General features: G+C 73.2%; 15 protein-coding genes. 8 read left to right on the top strand and 7 right to left on the bottom strand.

All coding sequences use genetic code 11. From position 1 onward, the window contains the following. The first annotated feature begins 396 nt into the window (after nt 1-396). The gene (locus tag ABT122_RS32055; RefSeq protein WP_351559430.1) at nt 397-1041 is read left to right on the top strand and encodes a PadR family transcriptional regulator; all 645 of its coding nucleotides are present in this window, start codon (nt 397-399) and stop codon (nt 1039-1041) included. A 62-nt stretch (nt 1042-1103) separates the two neighbouring features. Here ABT122_RS32055 and ABT122_RS32050 read toward each other — a convergent pair whose 3' ends face one another. Continuing rightward, nucleotides 1104-1532 carry a type II toxin-antitoxin system Rv0910 family toxin gene (locus ABT122_RS32050; RefSeq protein ID WP_351559428.1) on the bottom strand — a complete coding sequence of 143 codons (429 nt, stop codon included), beginning with the start codon at nt 1530-1532 and terminating at the stop codon, nt 1104-1106. Nucleotides 1533-1610: 78 nt separating this feature from the next. Further along, a complete protein-coding gene (locus ABT122_RS32045) occupies nt 1611-1805 on the bottom strand; it encodes a hypothetical protein (RefSeq protein WP_351559426.1) in 195 nt (64 codons plus the stop codon). A 212-nt stretch (nt 1806-2017) separates the two neighbouring features. Between ABT122_RS32045 and ABT122_RS32040 the strand changes: the two genes are divergently transcribed. Together ABT122_RS32040 and ABT122_RS32035 are read left to right on the top strand one after the other, a co-directional pair. Beyond that, nucleotides 2018-2554 carry a Clp protease N-terminal domain-containing protein gene (locus ABT122_RS32040; RefSeq protein ID WP_351559424.1) on the top strand — a complete coding sequence of 179 codons (537 nt, stop codon included), beginning with the start codon at nt 2018-2020 and terminating at the stop codon, nt 2552-2554. A gap of 152 nt (nt 2555-2706) precedes the next feature. After that, the gene (locus tag ABT122_RS32035) at nt 2707-3714 is read left to right on the top strand and encodes an EamA family transporter (protein ID WP_351559422.1); all 1008 of its coding nucleotides are present in this window, start codon (nt 2707-2709) and stop codon (nt 3712-3714) included. An 8-nt stretch (nt 3715-3722) separates the two neighbouring features. Here ABT122_RS32035 and ABT122_RS32030 read toward each other — a convergent pair whose 3' ends face one another. After that, nucleotides 3723-4403 carry a pyridoxamine 5'-phosphate oxidase family protein gene (locus ABT122_RS32030; RefSeq protein WP_451069338.1) on the bottom strand — a complete coding sequence of 227 codons (681 nt, stop codon included), beginning with the start codon at nt 4401-4403 and terminating at the stop codon, nt 3723-3725. Between the two features lie 23 nt (nt 4404-4426). Between ABT122_RS32030 and ABT122_RS32025 the strand changes: the two genes are divergently transcribed. Continuing rightward, entirely contained in the window at nt 4427-5758 is a 1332-nt protein-coding gene (locus tag ABT122_RS32025) for an aminotransferase class I/II-fold pyridoxal phosphate-dependent enzyme (RefSeq protein WP_351559419.1), read from the top strand. Here ABT122_RS32025 and ABT122_RS32020 read toward each other — a convergent pair. Then, nucleotides 5749-6930, bottom strand: coding sequence for a DMT family transporter (locus tag ABT122_RS32020; RefSeq protein WP_351559417.1), 1182 nt, complete (start codon nt 6928-6930; stop codon nt 5749-5751). The genes ABT122_RS32025 and ABT122_RS32020 overlap by 10 nt on opposite strands. A 74-nt stretch (nt 6931-7004) precedes the next feature. Here ABT122_RS32020 and ABT122_RS32015 point away from each other — a divergent pair, with 74 nt between their 5' ends. Then, nucleotides 7005-7916 (top strand): LysR substrate-binding domain-containing protein, encoded by a 912-nt coding sequence (locus tag ABT122_RS32015; RefSeq protein ID WP_351559415.1) that lies wholly within the window; start codon nt 7005-7007, stop codon nt 7914-7916. Nucleotides 7917-7977: 61 nt separating this feature from the next. Here the strand turns inward: ABT122_RS32015 and ABT122_RS32010 are convergent, their stop codons facing one another. Further along, nucleotides 7978-8451 (bottom strand): pyridoxamine 5'-phosphate oxidase family protein, encoded by a 474-nt coding sequence (locus ABT122_RS32010; protein ID WP_351559413.1) that lies wholly within the window; start codon nt 8449-8451, stop codon nt 7978-7980. A 480-nt stretch (nt 8452-8931) separates the two neighbouring features. On the opposite strand from ABT122_RS32010, the gene ABT122_RS32005 reads away from it, so the two are divergent. Further along, the gene (locus ABT122_RS32005; protein WP_351559432.1) at nt 8932-9540 is read left to right on the top strand and encodes a cysteine hydrolase family protein; all 609 of its coding nucleotides are present in this window, start codon (nt 8932-8934) and stop codon (nt 9538-9540) included. A gap of 40 nt (nt 9541-9580) precedes the next feature. On the opposite strand, the gene ABT122_RS32000 is transcribed toward ABT122_RS32005, so the two are convergent. Both ABT122_RS32000 and ABT122_RS33700 read right to left on the bottom strand, forming a co-directional pair. After that, the gene (locus tag ABT122_RS32000) at nt 9581-10123 is read right to left on the bottom strand and encodes a Rieske (2Fe-2S) protein (protein WP_351559412.1); all 543 of its coding nucleotides are present in this window, start codon (nt 10121-10123) and stop codon (nt 9581-9583) included. A 95-nt stretch (nt 10124-10218) separates the two neighbouring features. After that, the gene (locus tag ABT122_RS33700) at nt 10219-10605 is read right to left on the bottom strand and encodes a hypothetical protein (protein ID WP_502976238.1); all 387 of its coding nucleotides are present in this window, start codon (nt 10603-10605) and stop codon (nt 10219-10221) included. 155 nt (nt 10606-10760) lie between these two features. Here ABT122_RS33700 and ABT122_RS31990 point away from each other — a divergent pair, with 155 nt between their 5' ends. After that, on the top strand, nt 10761-11669 hold the full coding sequence (locus tag ABT122_RS31990; RefSeq protein WP_351559410.1) for an aminoglycoside phosphotransferase family protein: 909 nt from the start codon (nt 10761-10763) through the stop codon (nt 11667-11669). Between the two features lie 510 nt (nt 11670-12179). Beyond that, on the top strand, nt 12180-12453 hold a 274-nt coding region (locus tag ABT122_RS31985), incomplete at its 3' end, for a phosphopantetheine-binding protein (protein ID WP_351559408.1).

Raw genomic sequence — 12453 nt, 5'->3', positions numbered from 1 at the left:
CCGCCGAGCGCCCCACCGCCGCGCCCCCCCCCCCCCCCCGGACCCCCCCCGTACCCCCGACCCCCGGACCCCCGACCCCCGGAACCCCGGACCCCCGGACCCCGGAACCTGGAACTCGCGTACCGGCCTGTCCGCGTACCGCTGTACCGGTCGGACGCCCCCGGGCCGCGTCCCCCGCGACATCGCCCGCCGGGCCCGGAGGTCCGGCCCGGAGCCGGACGGCCACGGATCTCCGCCCGCCCGAGCCGCCGCGGCCACCGCCGCGCCGCTGTCCCGGGGCACTCCCGCGCCCCCCTTCCGCGCCCCCTCCCGCACTCCGGCCGGGCATTGCTCTGCGAGCTATTCCGATATATCGTTGACGTATCGCGACTGATCAACGATGGAAGGAGCGTAACGATGCGTCCCCATGTTTTCGAGCAGGAGCCCGGTGGTGGGCCCTGTGGTCCCGGCCATCCGGGCCGGGGCGGGTTCGACGGGCACCGGGGAGCCTTCGGGCCCTTCGGTCCGCCCGGTCCGCCGGCCGGGCCGCCCTTCGGTGGGCCCTTCGGGGGCGGTGGCCCCTTCGGTGGCGGGCGAGGCCGGCACGGCGGGGGGAGGGGCAGGGCCCGGCGCGGCGATGTGCGTGCCTCGATCCTGGCGCTGCTCAAGGACCGTCCGATGCACGGATACGAGATGATCCAGGAGATCGTCGAGCGCAGTGGCGGGGCGTGGAAGCCCAGCCCCGGGTCGGTCTACCCGAACCTCCAGCTGCTGGAGGACGAGGGGTTGATCACCAGTGAGAGCGAGGGCGGCAAGAAGCTGTTCACGCTCACCGAAACCGGCCGCGCCGAGGCCGAGTCGGGACCGGAGGCCCCCTGGGAAGAGGCGGGGCGCGGGGTCGACTGGGAGACGGTCAACGAGATCCGGCAGGCGGGCTGGGGGCTCATGGAGGCCTTCGGCCAGGTCTGGAAGACCGGCAGTGCCGAGCAGCGGACCAAGGCTGTGGAAGTCATCAACGAGGCCCGCAAGAAGCTCTATCTGATTCTCGCCGGCGAGCGCTGAGCCGAACCGCCCGGACGGGCGTCGAGCGGTCCCGCACGGGCCCTCGGCGCCCGTCGCCGGTTTCAGGTGGTCAGGGCGCCCAGTCTCGCCAGGGACTCCTGGAGCGCGGCCGTCGCCGACTCCGTGAGTTTCGCGGCCATCAGCGACACCGCCGCGCCGGTGAACTCGCCCTCGATCCGGACGAGAGTGGCATCCCCGTCCGGGGTGAGGGAGTAGCGGTTGCCGACGACGACCCCCATCGGGCCGGTGCCCCTGATTCCCAGCTCCCGGCCCGCCTCGAACGCGTACACCGTCCAGGTCACTTCCGCCGGAAAGTCCATGAGCCGCAGCTTCTCCCGGTAGGAAGCCCCCAGCTCCAGGGTGGTCGGGCCGCCGTCCGGGAAGCCGGTGTGCATGGCGTTCCAGCGGCCGTACCCGGGGAAGTCCGTGAGCTGCGCCCAGACCTTCCCGGCCGGTGCCTCGATCCGGGCCTCGGCGCTGACTTCGGCCATACGACCACCCCTCCATGTCGGGTCACGGTGTCGCGGAACGTAAGGGCGCCGGCCGGAACATTCAATACTGATGAGTCGTCAGATCCGGGTGACGGACGGCAGCCGCCAGATCTCCGCCGTGTCGAAGGAGTCCGACGCGCGGGGGTGCGGGCCCTCGTCGTGGCAGTGGAACGCCGCCCAGAAGACATCGCCCGGCAGCGCGTCGGCCGGTGCGTACACCCGGTAGACGTACTGCTGTTCGTCGGAGGCGAGCAGAGCGACCATCCAGACCATGAGGGGAGGGACGCGGCGGGGGAGGGTTCGGTTGCCTCTGGCATACATGCGGGGGTGTGAAAGGCAAGGCGGCGCGCGCCGTCTGTGGGGCATGATGCTCCGATCTCATCCGTAAGGAGGAGAAACCGCCCGTCCCGCCCACCTTGCGCGGGATGGGTGAATAGCCCTCTGCGGGGACGTCCGTGCCCCTCGCGGCTGATGAGGTGGGAGACGTGCAGATCCCTCAGCCCCGGCTGCCCGGCCGGCCCGCAGCGCCCCATACCGAACTCGAAGCAGGACTCGAAGCAGGACTCGACGCCGGTCCCGCCGTCGAACTGGCCCCGGTGATCACGGGTGCGCGCCGGAGAGCGCTGCGCGACGGCGACCGGCAGATCGATACGGCGCATCTGCTGCACGCGCTCCTGGAGACGGACCAGGAGGCCCGGGCCGCGCTCGGGGCCGCGCCGCTGGTGGCGCGGGTGCTCGGGTATCTCGTGCAGCGGAGCATCGGGTACGGGCTGCGCTGGCAGGCGTCGGCGGAGGAGCCGGGCGGGCGGTCGGGGCGCTCGGGGGCCCCGGTGTGGTCGCCCTCGGCGGACGCCGCCCTGCGGGGGGCGGCGGAGCGGGCGGGGCGGCGTGGGGAGCGCGGGGCCGCCGGGGTCGATCTGCTGGCGGCGCTGGCCGGGGACGGGGGGTGCCGGGCGGTGGAGGTGCTGGGGCGGGCGGGGGTGGACGCGGGGGAGTTGAGGGGGAGGCTGGGGGTGGGGTGAAGGCCCTGGCCGGTGCCTTGACCGTGTGCCTCGGCCCGAGGCTTGTGGCCCGGTGTCTGGGCCGGGTGTCTCGGCACCCGGGGGCGCCGGGGCGCCGGGGTGACATGGGTGACAGGGTCGACGGTGCTGACCCGGGCTGGCATCATGTGGCGATGCACGCGTCTCAGGGTAGGAGCACGAGTCTGGGCATTGCCCTGGTCTCGGCGCTGGCGTTCGGTGGGTCCGGGGTCGCGGCCAAGCCGTTGATCGAGGCGGGGCTCGACCCGCTCCACGTGGTGTGGCTGCGGGCCGCCGGTGCGGCGCTGGTCATGCTCCCCTTCGCGTGGCGCCACCGCGACCTGCTGCGCCACCGTCCCGCGCTCCTCCTCGGCTTCGGGCTGTTCGCCGTCGCCGGTGTGCAGGCCTTCTACTTCGCCTCCATCTCCCGCATCCCCGTCGGGGTCGCCCTGCTGGTCGAGTACCTCGGCCCCGCGCTCGTCCTCGGCTGGATACGTTTTGTCCAGCGCCGCCCCGTCACCCGGGCCGCCGCGCTCGGCGTGGTGCTCGCCGTGACCGGGCTCGCGTGTGTGGTCGAGGTGTGGGCGGGCGTCGGCTTCGACGTCCTCGGGCTGCTGCTCGCGCTGGGCGCGGCCTGCTGTCAGGCCTGCTACTTCCTCCTCTCCGACCACGGCAGCGACGGCGAGGACCCGGCGGACCCGCTGGGCGTCATCGCGTACGGACTCGTCATCGGCGCGCTCGCGCTGACGGTGATCGCCCGCCCGTGGTCGATGGACTTCTCCCTGCTGGCCGGGGAGGCCGATCTGGGCGGCACCCGGGTGGCGGCCTGGCTGCTGCTCGGCTGGGTGGTGCTGATCGCCACCGTGCTCGCCTACATCACCGGGGTGCTCTCGGTGCGCAGGCTGTCGCCGCAGGTGGCCGGGGTCGTCGCCTGTCTGGAGGCGGTCATCGCCACGGTGCTGGCCTGGGTGCTGCTGCGGGAGCATCTGTCGCTGCCGCAGATCCTGGGCGGTTCGCTGGTGCTGATCGGTGCGCTGATCGCGCAGTCCCAGGTGCCGAAGGCGCCTTCGGACGGCCCGGTGGCCTCGGGGGCTCCCCTGCCGCCGGCGGAGGAGCCGGACGCCTCCGGCGGCAGGCTCCCCACCGGGCGCACCGGACGGTAGCCGCCGCCTCACAGCCGCCTGAGGTACTCCGGTATGCCGATCGAGGGGTCGAGATCCGGCGCCGGCTCCGGTGTGCCGTACGACGTCACCACCGGTACGACCCCCGTCCAGTACGGCAGTCCGGTGTCCTCCGGGTCGTCGTTCGGCGGACCGGAGCGGATCTTGGCCGAGACCTCGGCCAGATCGATCCGCAGCACCGCCGTCGCGGCCAGCTCGCGCGCGTCCGCCGGCCGGGAGTCCCGGGCCCGGCCCGGCACCACCGCCTCGACCATCGCGTCGAGGGCCGTCAGCTTCTCGTCCCGGTCCGTCACCTGGCGCGCCGCTCCGTGGATCATCAGCGAGCGGTAGTTGAGCGAGTGGTGGAAGGCCGAGCGCGCCAGGACCAGCCCGTCGACATGGGTCACCGTCAGGCACACCGGCATGCCCGCCTCCGCCCCGCTCGCCATGCGCAGGGGGCGGGAGCCGGTCGAGCCGTGGACGTAGACGCGGTCCTCCACCCGGGCGCAGAGCGTCGGCAGCACGACCGGGGCGCCGTCCCGGATGAAGCCGAGATGGCAGACGTACGCCTCGTCGAGCAGTGAGTGGACCAGTGCGCGGTCGTACGAGGCGCGCTCCCGGGAACGGGTGGGGACGGTGCGCTCGGTCGGCTCGTACGCGTCCGGGGTGGCGTCCGACATTGCGTCCTCCATTGCACTAGTGCATAATGGCGTTTGTGCTAGGAGAGTATCGGATCGCAGGGCGCCGCGCATCGGAGATCGCGGCCAGCATCGAGCACGGCGTCAGCTCCGGCGGGCTGGAGCCCGGCGCCGTGCTCCCGCCCATGCGCGAACTGGCCTCCCGGCTCGGCGTCAACCCGAACACCGTGGCCGCCGCCTACCGCACCCTGCGCGAGCGGGGAGTCATCGAGACCGCCGGCCGCCGGGGCAGCCGGGTGCGCTCCCGTCCCGCCAGCACCCCGCGCGGCTCCTTCGGCGTCGACGCCCCACCCGGCGTACGGGATGTGAGCGCGGGCAACCCCGACCCCGCGCTGCTCCCCCCGCTCCGGGACGCCTTCGCCGCCTCCGTCCGCCACAACGACGAGCACCCCGGGCTCTACGGACAGGCTCCCGTCGACGAGGAGTTCGCCCGGCTCGCCCGCGCCGCGCTGGACGCCGACGGGGTGCCCGACGGGGCCGTCGCCGTCACCTCCGGCTCGCTCGACGCCGTCGAGCGGGTGCTCGCCGCGCATCTGCGCCCCGGTGACGGCGTCGCCGTCGAGGACCCCGGCTGGGGGAGCCTGCTCGATCTGGTGTCCTCGCTCGGGCTGCGGCCCGTCCCCGTCGGGGTCGACGACGACGGTCCCCTCGCCGCCGATGTGGAGCGCGCTCTCGGCGGCGGGGCCCGCGCGCTCATCGTCACCGACCGCGCGCAGAACCCCACCGGGGCCGCCGTGAGCGAGGACCGGGCGCGGAGCCTGCGCGCCGTGCTCGCCCGCTTCCCGCACACGCTCCTCATCGAGGACGACCACGGGCACGCCATCGTCGACCAGCCTCTGCACCCCCTCGCCGGGACGACCGCGCACTGGGCCTTCGTCCGCTCCACCGCCAAGGCGTACGGCCCCGATCTGCGGATCGCGGTGCTGACCGGTGACGCCGTCACCGTCGACCGGGTGGCCGGGCGCCAGCGCCTCGGCCCCGGCTGGGTCAGCCGGCTGCTCCAGCGCGCCGTCGCCCGGCTCTGGGCGTCGGGAGCGGTCGACGCCGCCACGGTGGCGCGCTCCTACGGCGAGCGGCGCGACGCACTCGTCCAGGCCCTGCGCGAACGCGGCATCGAGGCCCACGGCCGCAGCGGGATGAACGTCTGGGTGCCGGTCTCCGACGAGACCGGGGCGGTGACCCGGCTGCTGCGCTCCGGGTGGGCGGTCGCCCCCGGCGCGCGCTTCCGCCTCGCGGCGCCGCCCGGGGTGCGGATCACCGTCTCGGCCCTGGCGCCGGACGACATCGGGCGGATCGCGGACGCGGTCGCGGGCGCCGCGGGCCCTGCGCCCTCCCGCAGCTACGGCTGAGAGCGTCCGGACAGCGGTTCCGGGCCCCCCGCCGCGCACCCCGCCGCCGGTTCCGGACTCCGCGGCGCCGGTTCCGGGCCCCCCGCCGCCGGTTCCGGAGCGCCCGTGACCGGCGCGCACACCACGGCCGCCGTCCGCGGGCCCGGCACGGAGGCCGCCACCACGGTCCCCGCGCCCGCCCGCGCTCCCGACCGCTGCCCCCGCCGGCGGCTCTGTGTCAGCGCCGCCCCCGCCAGCACGATCAGCGCGCCCACCGGCGTGTTCCAGCTCAGCCCCTCACCGAGCAGGGCGACCCCCGCCCCCGTGGCGATGACCGGGACGAAGTACGTGACCATCTGCGCGGTCGTCGGGCCGACCTCCTCCACCAGCCCGTACTGGATCAGCATCGCGACCCCCGTCCCCAGCGCGCCCAGGGCCACCACCGCGAGCAGCGGCAGCAGCGGGAGCGTCGACGGCGCGGTGGTGAACAACGGCGTGACCAAACCCAGTTGGACCGTGGCCACCATCAACTGCGCCCCGGTGAGCGAGAGGTGCGAGTGGCCGGTGCCCGCCAGCGTGCGGCGGACGTAGATCCAGCCGATCGCGTAGCAGAGCGAGGCGAGCAGGGCCATGGCGGTGCCCCGGAAGTCGAGCCCGGCGAAGCCCTGCCAGACGCCGAGGACGGTCAGAACGCCGACGAAGCCGATGCCCAGTCCCGCCACTCTGCGCCGGGTCGGACGGTCCTCGGAGAGCGCGACCAGGGAGAGCAGCATCCCCCACAGCGGCGAGGTGGCGTTGCAGATGCCCGCCAGGGTCGAGGAGATCGTCAGCTCCGCGTACGCGAAGAGCGAGAAGGGCACCGCGTTGAGCACGAACGCGGCGACCGTCAGATGGGCCCAGGTGCGGGCGCCGCGCGGCAGCCGTTCCCGGCGCACCGCGATGGCGACGGCCAGGACCGCCGTACCGAAGAACAGCCTGCCGAAGGCGACCTGGAACGGGGCGAACCCCTCGGTGCCGACCTTGATCAGCAGAAAGCTGAATCCCCACACGGTGGAGAGAAAGACGAATCGGACGCGCCAGTCCAGGCGCGGCCGGCGGGCCGGGGACGGGGCGCGGGCAGCGGGAACGGAGGGAACAGAAGGAACAGAGGGAATGGAGGGAACGGAGGGAACTGTGGGAGCGGTGGAGGCCATGGCTCTCACTCTCGGTCCTGCGATGTTGTAGAACAAGCGAGATTTCGTTCAGGGTTTCCCTTAGCATTGCTTACATGTTGAATCTGGAGCGCCTGCGGACCCTGGACGCCCTCGCCCGACACGGCTCGGTCAGCGGCGCGGCCGACGGTCTGCACGTCACCACGTCCGCCGTCTCCCAGCAGCTGTCGAAGCTGGAGCGCGAGGTCGGCCAGCGGCTCCTGGCCAAGTACGGGCGGGGCGTCCGGCTCACCGACGCCGGGCGGCTGCTCGCGGACCACGCGGCCCGCATCCTCTCCCAGGTGGAGCTGGCCCAGTCGGCCATCGAGGCCCAGCGCGGCCAGGTTGTCGGCGAGGCCAGGATCGGCGCGTTCCCCACCGCCGCCCGGGGGCTCTTCCCCACCGCCGTCGCCGCGCTCCGCGCCGACCATCCCGGCCTGCGCGTCCACACCCGGGAGCTGGAGCCCGAGCAGGGCGTCAGGGCCGTCATCCGGGGCGACCTCGATCTCGCGATCGTCCTCGACTGGAGCAACCGGCGGCTGCCCGTCCCCGGCGGCCTCAGCCAGGTGCATCTGCTGGACGACGAACCGGATGTCGCCATGCCCGTGGCGCACCCGCTCGCGAGCCGCGCGGAAGTGGACCTGGAGGAGTTCGCCGACGACGACTGGGTGTCCTGGCCGGAGGGCGAGTTCTGCCACGACTGGCTGATGTTCACTCTGCGCGCCCGGGGCATCGAACCCCGGATCTCCCATCTGGCCGCCGAGCACCACACCCAGCTCGCGCTGATCGCCGCGGGGCTCGGCGTCTGTGTCGCCCCGCGCCTCGGACGCGGCCCGGTGCCGGACGGCGTCGCGCTCGTTCCCGTACGGCAGGGAATGCAGCGCCATGTGTACGCGGTGTGGCGCACGGACGCGGAGAGCCGGCCGTCCATCAGGGCGGCCGTGGAGGCCCTGCGCGCGGCGGCCCGGGGGCGCGGCCCGGGCCGGTGAGGAGGCGCCGGGGTGCGCCGGAGGGGTCAGGGGGGCAGTGGGTTCCGGAGGGGGCAGGGGGTCAGGAGGCCGTGAGTTTGCCCAGGTCCCAGGAGACGACGGTCTCGGGGGTCAGCCGCAGCCAGGCGTGTCTGCCGTCATGGGGCAGGGAGTCGCTGTCGGAGCCGAAGTACTTGCGGGCGAAGAGGCTCTCGGGGAGTTCCAGTTCGGGGCACGGCTCCCCGGTGCGCGGAGCCTCTCCCACGGGAACGGCCGCGCCCGACAGCTCCACCCCGCGCAGCTCTCCGTACGCCTCGCCGGTGTCGACCACCACCGCGAGCCTCGGATCGCGGAGCAGCTGTTCCCAGCGGCGGCTGCGGGTGAGCGAGTACAGCCACAGGGACGTGCCGTCCCAGATGTACCAGAGCGGACTGACGTGCGGACGGCCGTCGGCGGAGACGGTGGCGACCCGACAGGTGTGCTGTCCGGCCAGGAAGGTGTCCCGCTCGGCGGGCGTCATCATGATCTGGCGGTTCCGGCGCTGTGTGGCGGCCATGGATGCCCTCTCCGCGCTGCACGGGGTCCGACTGGGTGCCAGAGAATCATGAGGGGTCTTCCGGTATCGCGCAATGGGGGTTAGCGTCACGCGCCGAAGGCGCCCGGTCGGGGGCGTGCCCGGGACCGGGACAGGGCGGGGGCCGGGGGGCGTTTCCGGGCCGGGGTCGTGACCGGTGCGTCTCCCTCGGGAGCGGGGAAGGGAATCCGTATGCCGCCGTCAGCCCACCGGCCCGCGCGGCCCTCTCGGCAGCCTGAGGGATTCGGCAGCGAGGAGTCCGGCCGTGAGTGGCCCGGCAGCGACGGCTCCGGCTGTGAGCAGCCCGGCCGTGAGGACTTCGGCCACGGGCAGCCCGATCGTGAGGGCTTGGGCCGTGCGCGGCCCGACCGTGAGGACTCCGGTCGCGAGGCGCCCGGAAGCGACGGCTCCGGTCGTGAGGAGCCGCCCCGCCCGCCCCCTCGGGAGTCGCTCGCCCGGCAACTGGACCCCGCCACCACCGTGCTGCTCACCGTCGAATGCCAGCGGGGGGTCGTCGGCGAGGGCGACCGGAGCGCGCTGCCCGAACTGGCCGCCGAGGCCCGTGCCTCCGGCGCCCTCCACCGCGTCGCCCTCCTGGTCGACGGCGCGCACCGGGCCGGCGTCCAGGTTCTGCACGCGGTGGCCGAACGCCGCCCCGACGGCCGGGGCGCCTCCCGCAACGCCCGGCTGTTCCGCGCCGCCGCCCGGCTGCCCGTACAGCAGCACTCCGGCACCGACGCCGTCCGGATCGCACCGCCGATCGAGGTCGCGGACGAGGACATCGTCGTCCGGCGGCTGCACGGACTCTCGCCCCTCGCGGGCACCGGCGTCGACGCCCTGCTCCGCAACCTCGGCTGCCGTACGCTCCTGATCTGCGGGGTCTCCGCCAACATCGCCGTCCCCAACGCCGTCTTCGACGCGGTCAACCTCGGTTACACGGCGGTGGTTCCCGGCGACGCCATCGCGGGGGTGCCCGCCGCGTACACCCCCGCGATGATCCGGCACACGCTCGCCCTGGTCGCCACGGTCACCACCAGCGCGGCCGTCCTCTCCTGCTGGCAGCGGCCATGACACCCGCCTCCCGTGTCCCTCGGGCTCGGGGGAGACCTTCTCAGGCGAGCCTGATCGCGTCCCCGTCGACGGTGATCGAAGCGGGCGGCAGCGGAGCGGTCGCCGGACCGTTCTTCACGCTGCCGTCGCTCGCGTCGAAACTGCTGTTGTGGCAGGGGCAGGTGATGACATTGTTCTGCACGCTCTTGACCGCGCACCCCTGGTGGGTGCACTTGGACGAGAACGCCTTGAAGTCACCCGCCGCCGGCTGAGTGATCACCACATCGCCGACGACCTTGCCCCCGCCCTCGGGGATGTCCGCGACCTTGGCGATCTCCTTGCCCCCGCCTCCTCCGGCACCCCCGCCGCCCGTCCCGCCCTCCCCGGCGGGCTGCTCGGAGACCGTCGTGGCACCTTCGCCGCCGTCCGTCCCACCGCAGGCGGAGAGCGCGGCCACGAGCCCGGCGCCTCCCACGGCGGTGACGACGGTGCGGCGGTCGACGACCCGGCGCGGTCCCGGCGATCCGCCCGTCCGCTCGCCCGGCCCGCTGCTCGGCCCGCGGCATGTCCCACAGCTCGTACCGCTGCCCGTACCGCTGCTCATTCGGCTGCTCCCTCTGTTGCGCACGGTCCCATACGGCCCAGGAGGCCGGTTGTTCGTGAAGGGGTACGGGCCCGGGCGTCAGAAGGTTCAGATTCTCAAATATTCAAGGACTTCTTGAGGCAGTCCACCTCCAGCCGCAGCAGTCCGCTCACCTGATCCCGGCGGCTCACCTGATGGCCCGCCCCCGACAGCGGCACCACCTGGTGCGGGGTCCCCGGGGTTCCGTCGGGGGTCTTGTCCAGGGCCGGCGGGTCGGCGAGCAGCCGCTCCCGCCCGGATTCGTACAACCAGAGCCTGCTGACCCGGTCGGCGCCGTCCGTGCCCCGGACGAAGAGCACACGCCGCCCGTCCGGGGAGACGGTGAAGTGCCGGGGGACACCGAAGCTGAAGCGGTGGGTACGGGCGAACCGGTCGGGGAAGGCGGGGGCGGCGAGGCCGTCGGTGCCCCGGCCGCTGAAATTCCCGGTGTGGTTGTCGCTCATGGGGCATCGTGGTCACCGACCCGCGGGCGCGCGCAAGCGCATTGACGCGCGCGCGGCCTCCCGTGGACCGCCCGTGGACCGCCCATGGACCGCCCGTGGGCCGTGGCCGTGGTCCGCGCCCGTGGACCTCCCGGCGGAGTGAAGGAGTCCGATCCATGACACCTCGTCCGGAGCCCGGTCCGGAACCCCGTTCGGCCGGCGCCGTGCGTCTGGCCGTCCCCGCCCTGGAAAGGACGGCGGACATCACCCCGGTGGACGAGGGCGGCGGCCACTCGACCTGGTGGGTGGGGTCCGGCCATGTGCTGAGACTGGCGCTGGACCGGGACGGATCACACCGCCAGGCGCGGGAGATCGCCCTGCGGGAGCTGATCCGCCGCCACACCCGGCTGCCCCTGCCCGCCAGTTCGCTGAACGGATTCTGGGCGCCGGGCCTGAGCTTCACCCTGGACACCCGCCTCCGGGGAGTCTCCGCCGAACGCCGGCCCGTCGCGCCCGCCGGTGAGGACGACCTCGCCGGGCTGCTCTCCGCCCTGCGGTCCCTGTCCGCGTCCACCGCGAACGGGCCGGCCGGCGCCCTGGACCTCCCCCGGGTGCCGCGCCGCGACGAGGGATCTCTGTACGCCGGGGCCCGCGCGGCGGCCGAACGGCTCGGCGAGGAGGGCGTCTTCCCCCGGGAACTGCTGCCCCGGCCGGAGGGCGGCTCGGAGGGCCCGGTCGCCGGGCCCCGCGAAGAGGTCCTGCTCCACAACGACCTCAAGGGCGAGCATCTGCTCGTCACCCCGGCGGGCCGGATCAGCGGAGTGATCGACTGGGCCGATGCCGCGCTCGGTGACCCGGCCGAGGACATCGCCGGTCTCTCCCTGGCGGTGGGAGCGCCGGCGGCCCTCCGTATCGCCGTCCGCGCGGGATACGGCGCCCCCGCGGGCCTCCGGGGCCTCCGGCTGGCCCGTGCCGACACTCTGATCCGCCTCTGCGACCGCCTGCACGGCACGGACGACAGCCCGCTCGGTCTGCTCCGCGCCCAGCGGGCCCGGGCCTGGTGGCCCACCCCGCTCGATTCATGAGCTCCCCCGGTCCCGGCCTTCCGTGGTGCCTTCCTCCGGGAGCGGAATTGGCTGGTACGGCTCGCCGTTCCGTCAATTCGGTGACACTTGTGTAGATTCCGGTTGCTGATCGTCGCCTCCGTCGAAAGGCGCGGTTTCTGTCGGATGCTACTTCTGGGGGAGATGGCCGGGCGGACATAAATCCCTCTCCTGGGGGAGAGTGCGGCGGCCCACCCCAATTGATCTTCCGTTGGGGCTGCTCAAGAATCCGGACATCAGCGATTGTGGGGAGGGGGTTTCCTCCGTCGACCGGATGAGAGCACGTGAATCTGAGTCGGTAGGACTGTTTACAGCCTTGTGGCTCTGCGCCTAGCGTTATCACACGTGAATAGTTGTCGGCGTAAATGCTCGGTAAAGTTCAACTGAATTCGTCCCCGGTGGAGCCTCTGGCGAGACCGGGGAATCGCTGCGCGACGATGTCACGACCGCTGTGAAACCACTGTCCGGGTTGCGCGTGGAAGGCTTCTCTCAATGACGACCGATCGTGATTCTCGGACTTCGCGTGAGCAGATTCTATGCGCGTTGTTCGCCGAAGTACTGGGTCTGCCCCGGGTGGGTGTCGATGACGGTTTCTTCGATCTGGGTGGCGACAGCATCGTGGCGCTTCGGTTGGTGAGCCGTGCCCGGGAGGAGGGCCTCGAATTCACTCGCCGTGAGGTTTTTCAGTGTCAGTCGGTGGCGGGGTTGGCGGGGGTGGCTCGGGGTGTGGGTGGGGTGGTGTCGTCGGGGGTTGGTGGTGTTTCGG

The organism is Streptomyces sp. NPDC001985, assembly GCF_040296845.1.
Classification (GTDB): Bacteria; Actinomycetota; Actinomycetes; order Streptomycetales; family Streptomycetaceae; genus Streptomyces.
This window is presented reverse-complemented; position numbering and strand designations above follow the sequence as displayed.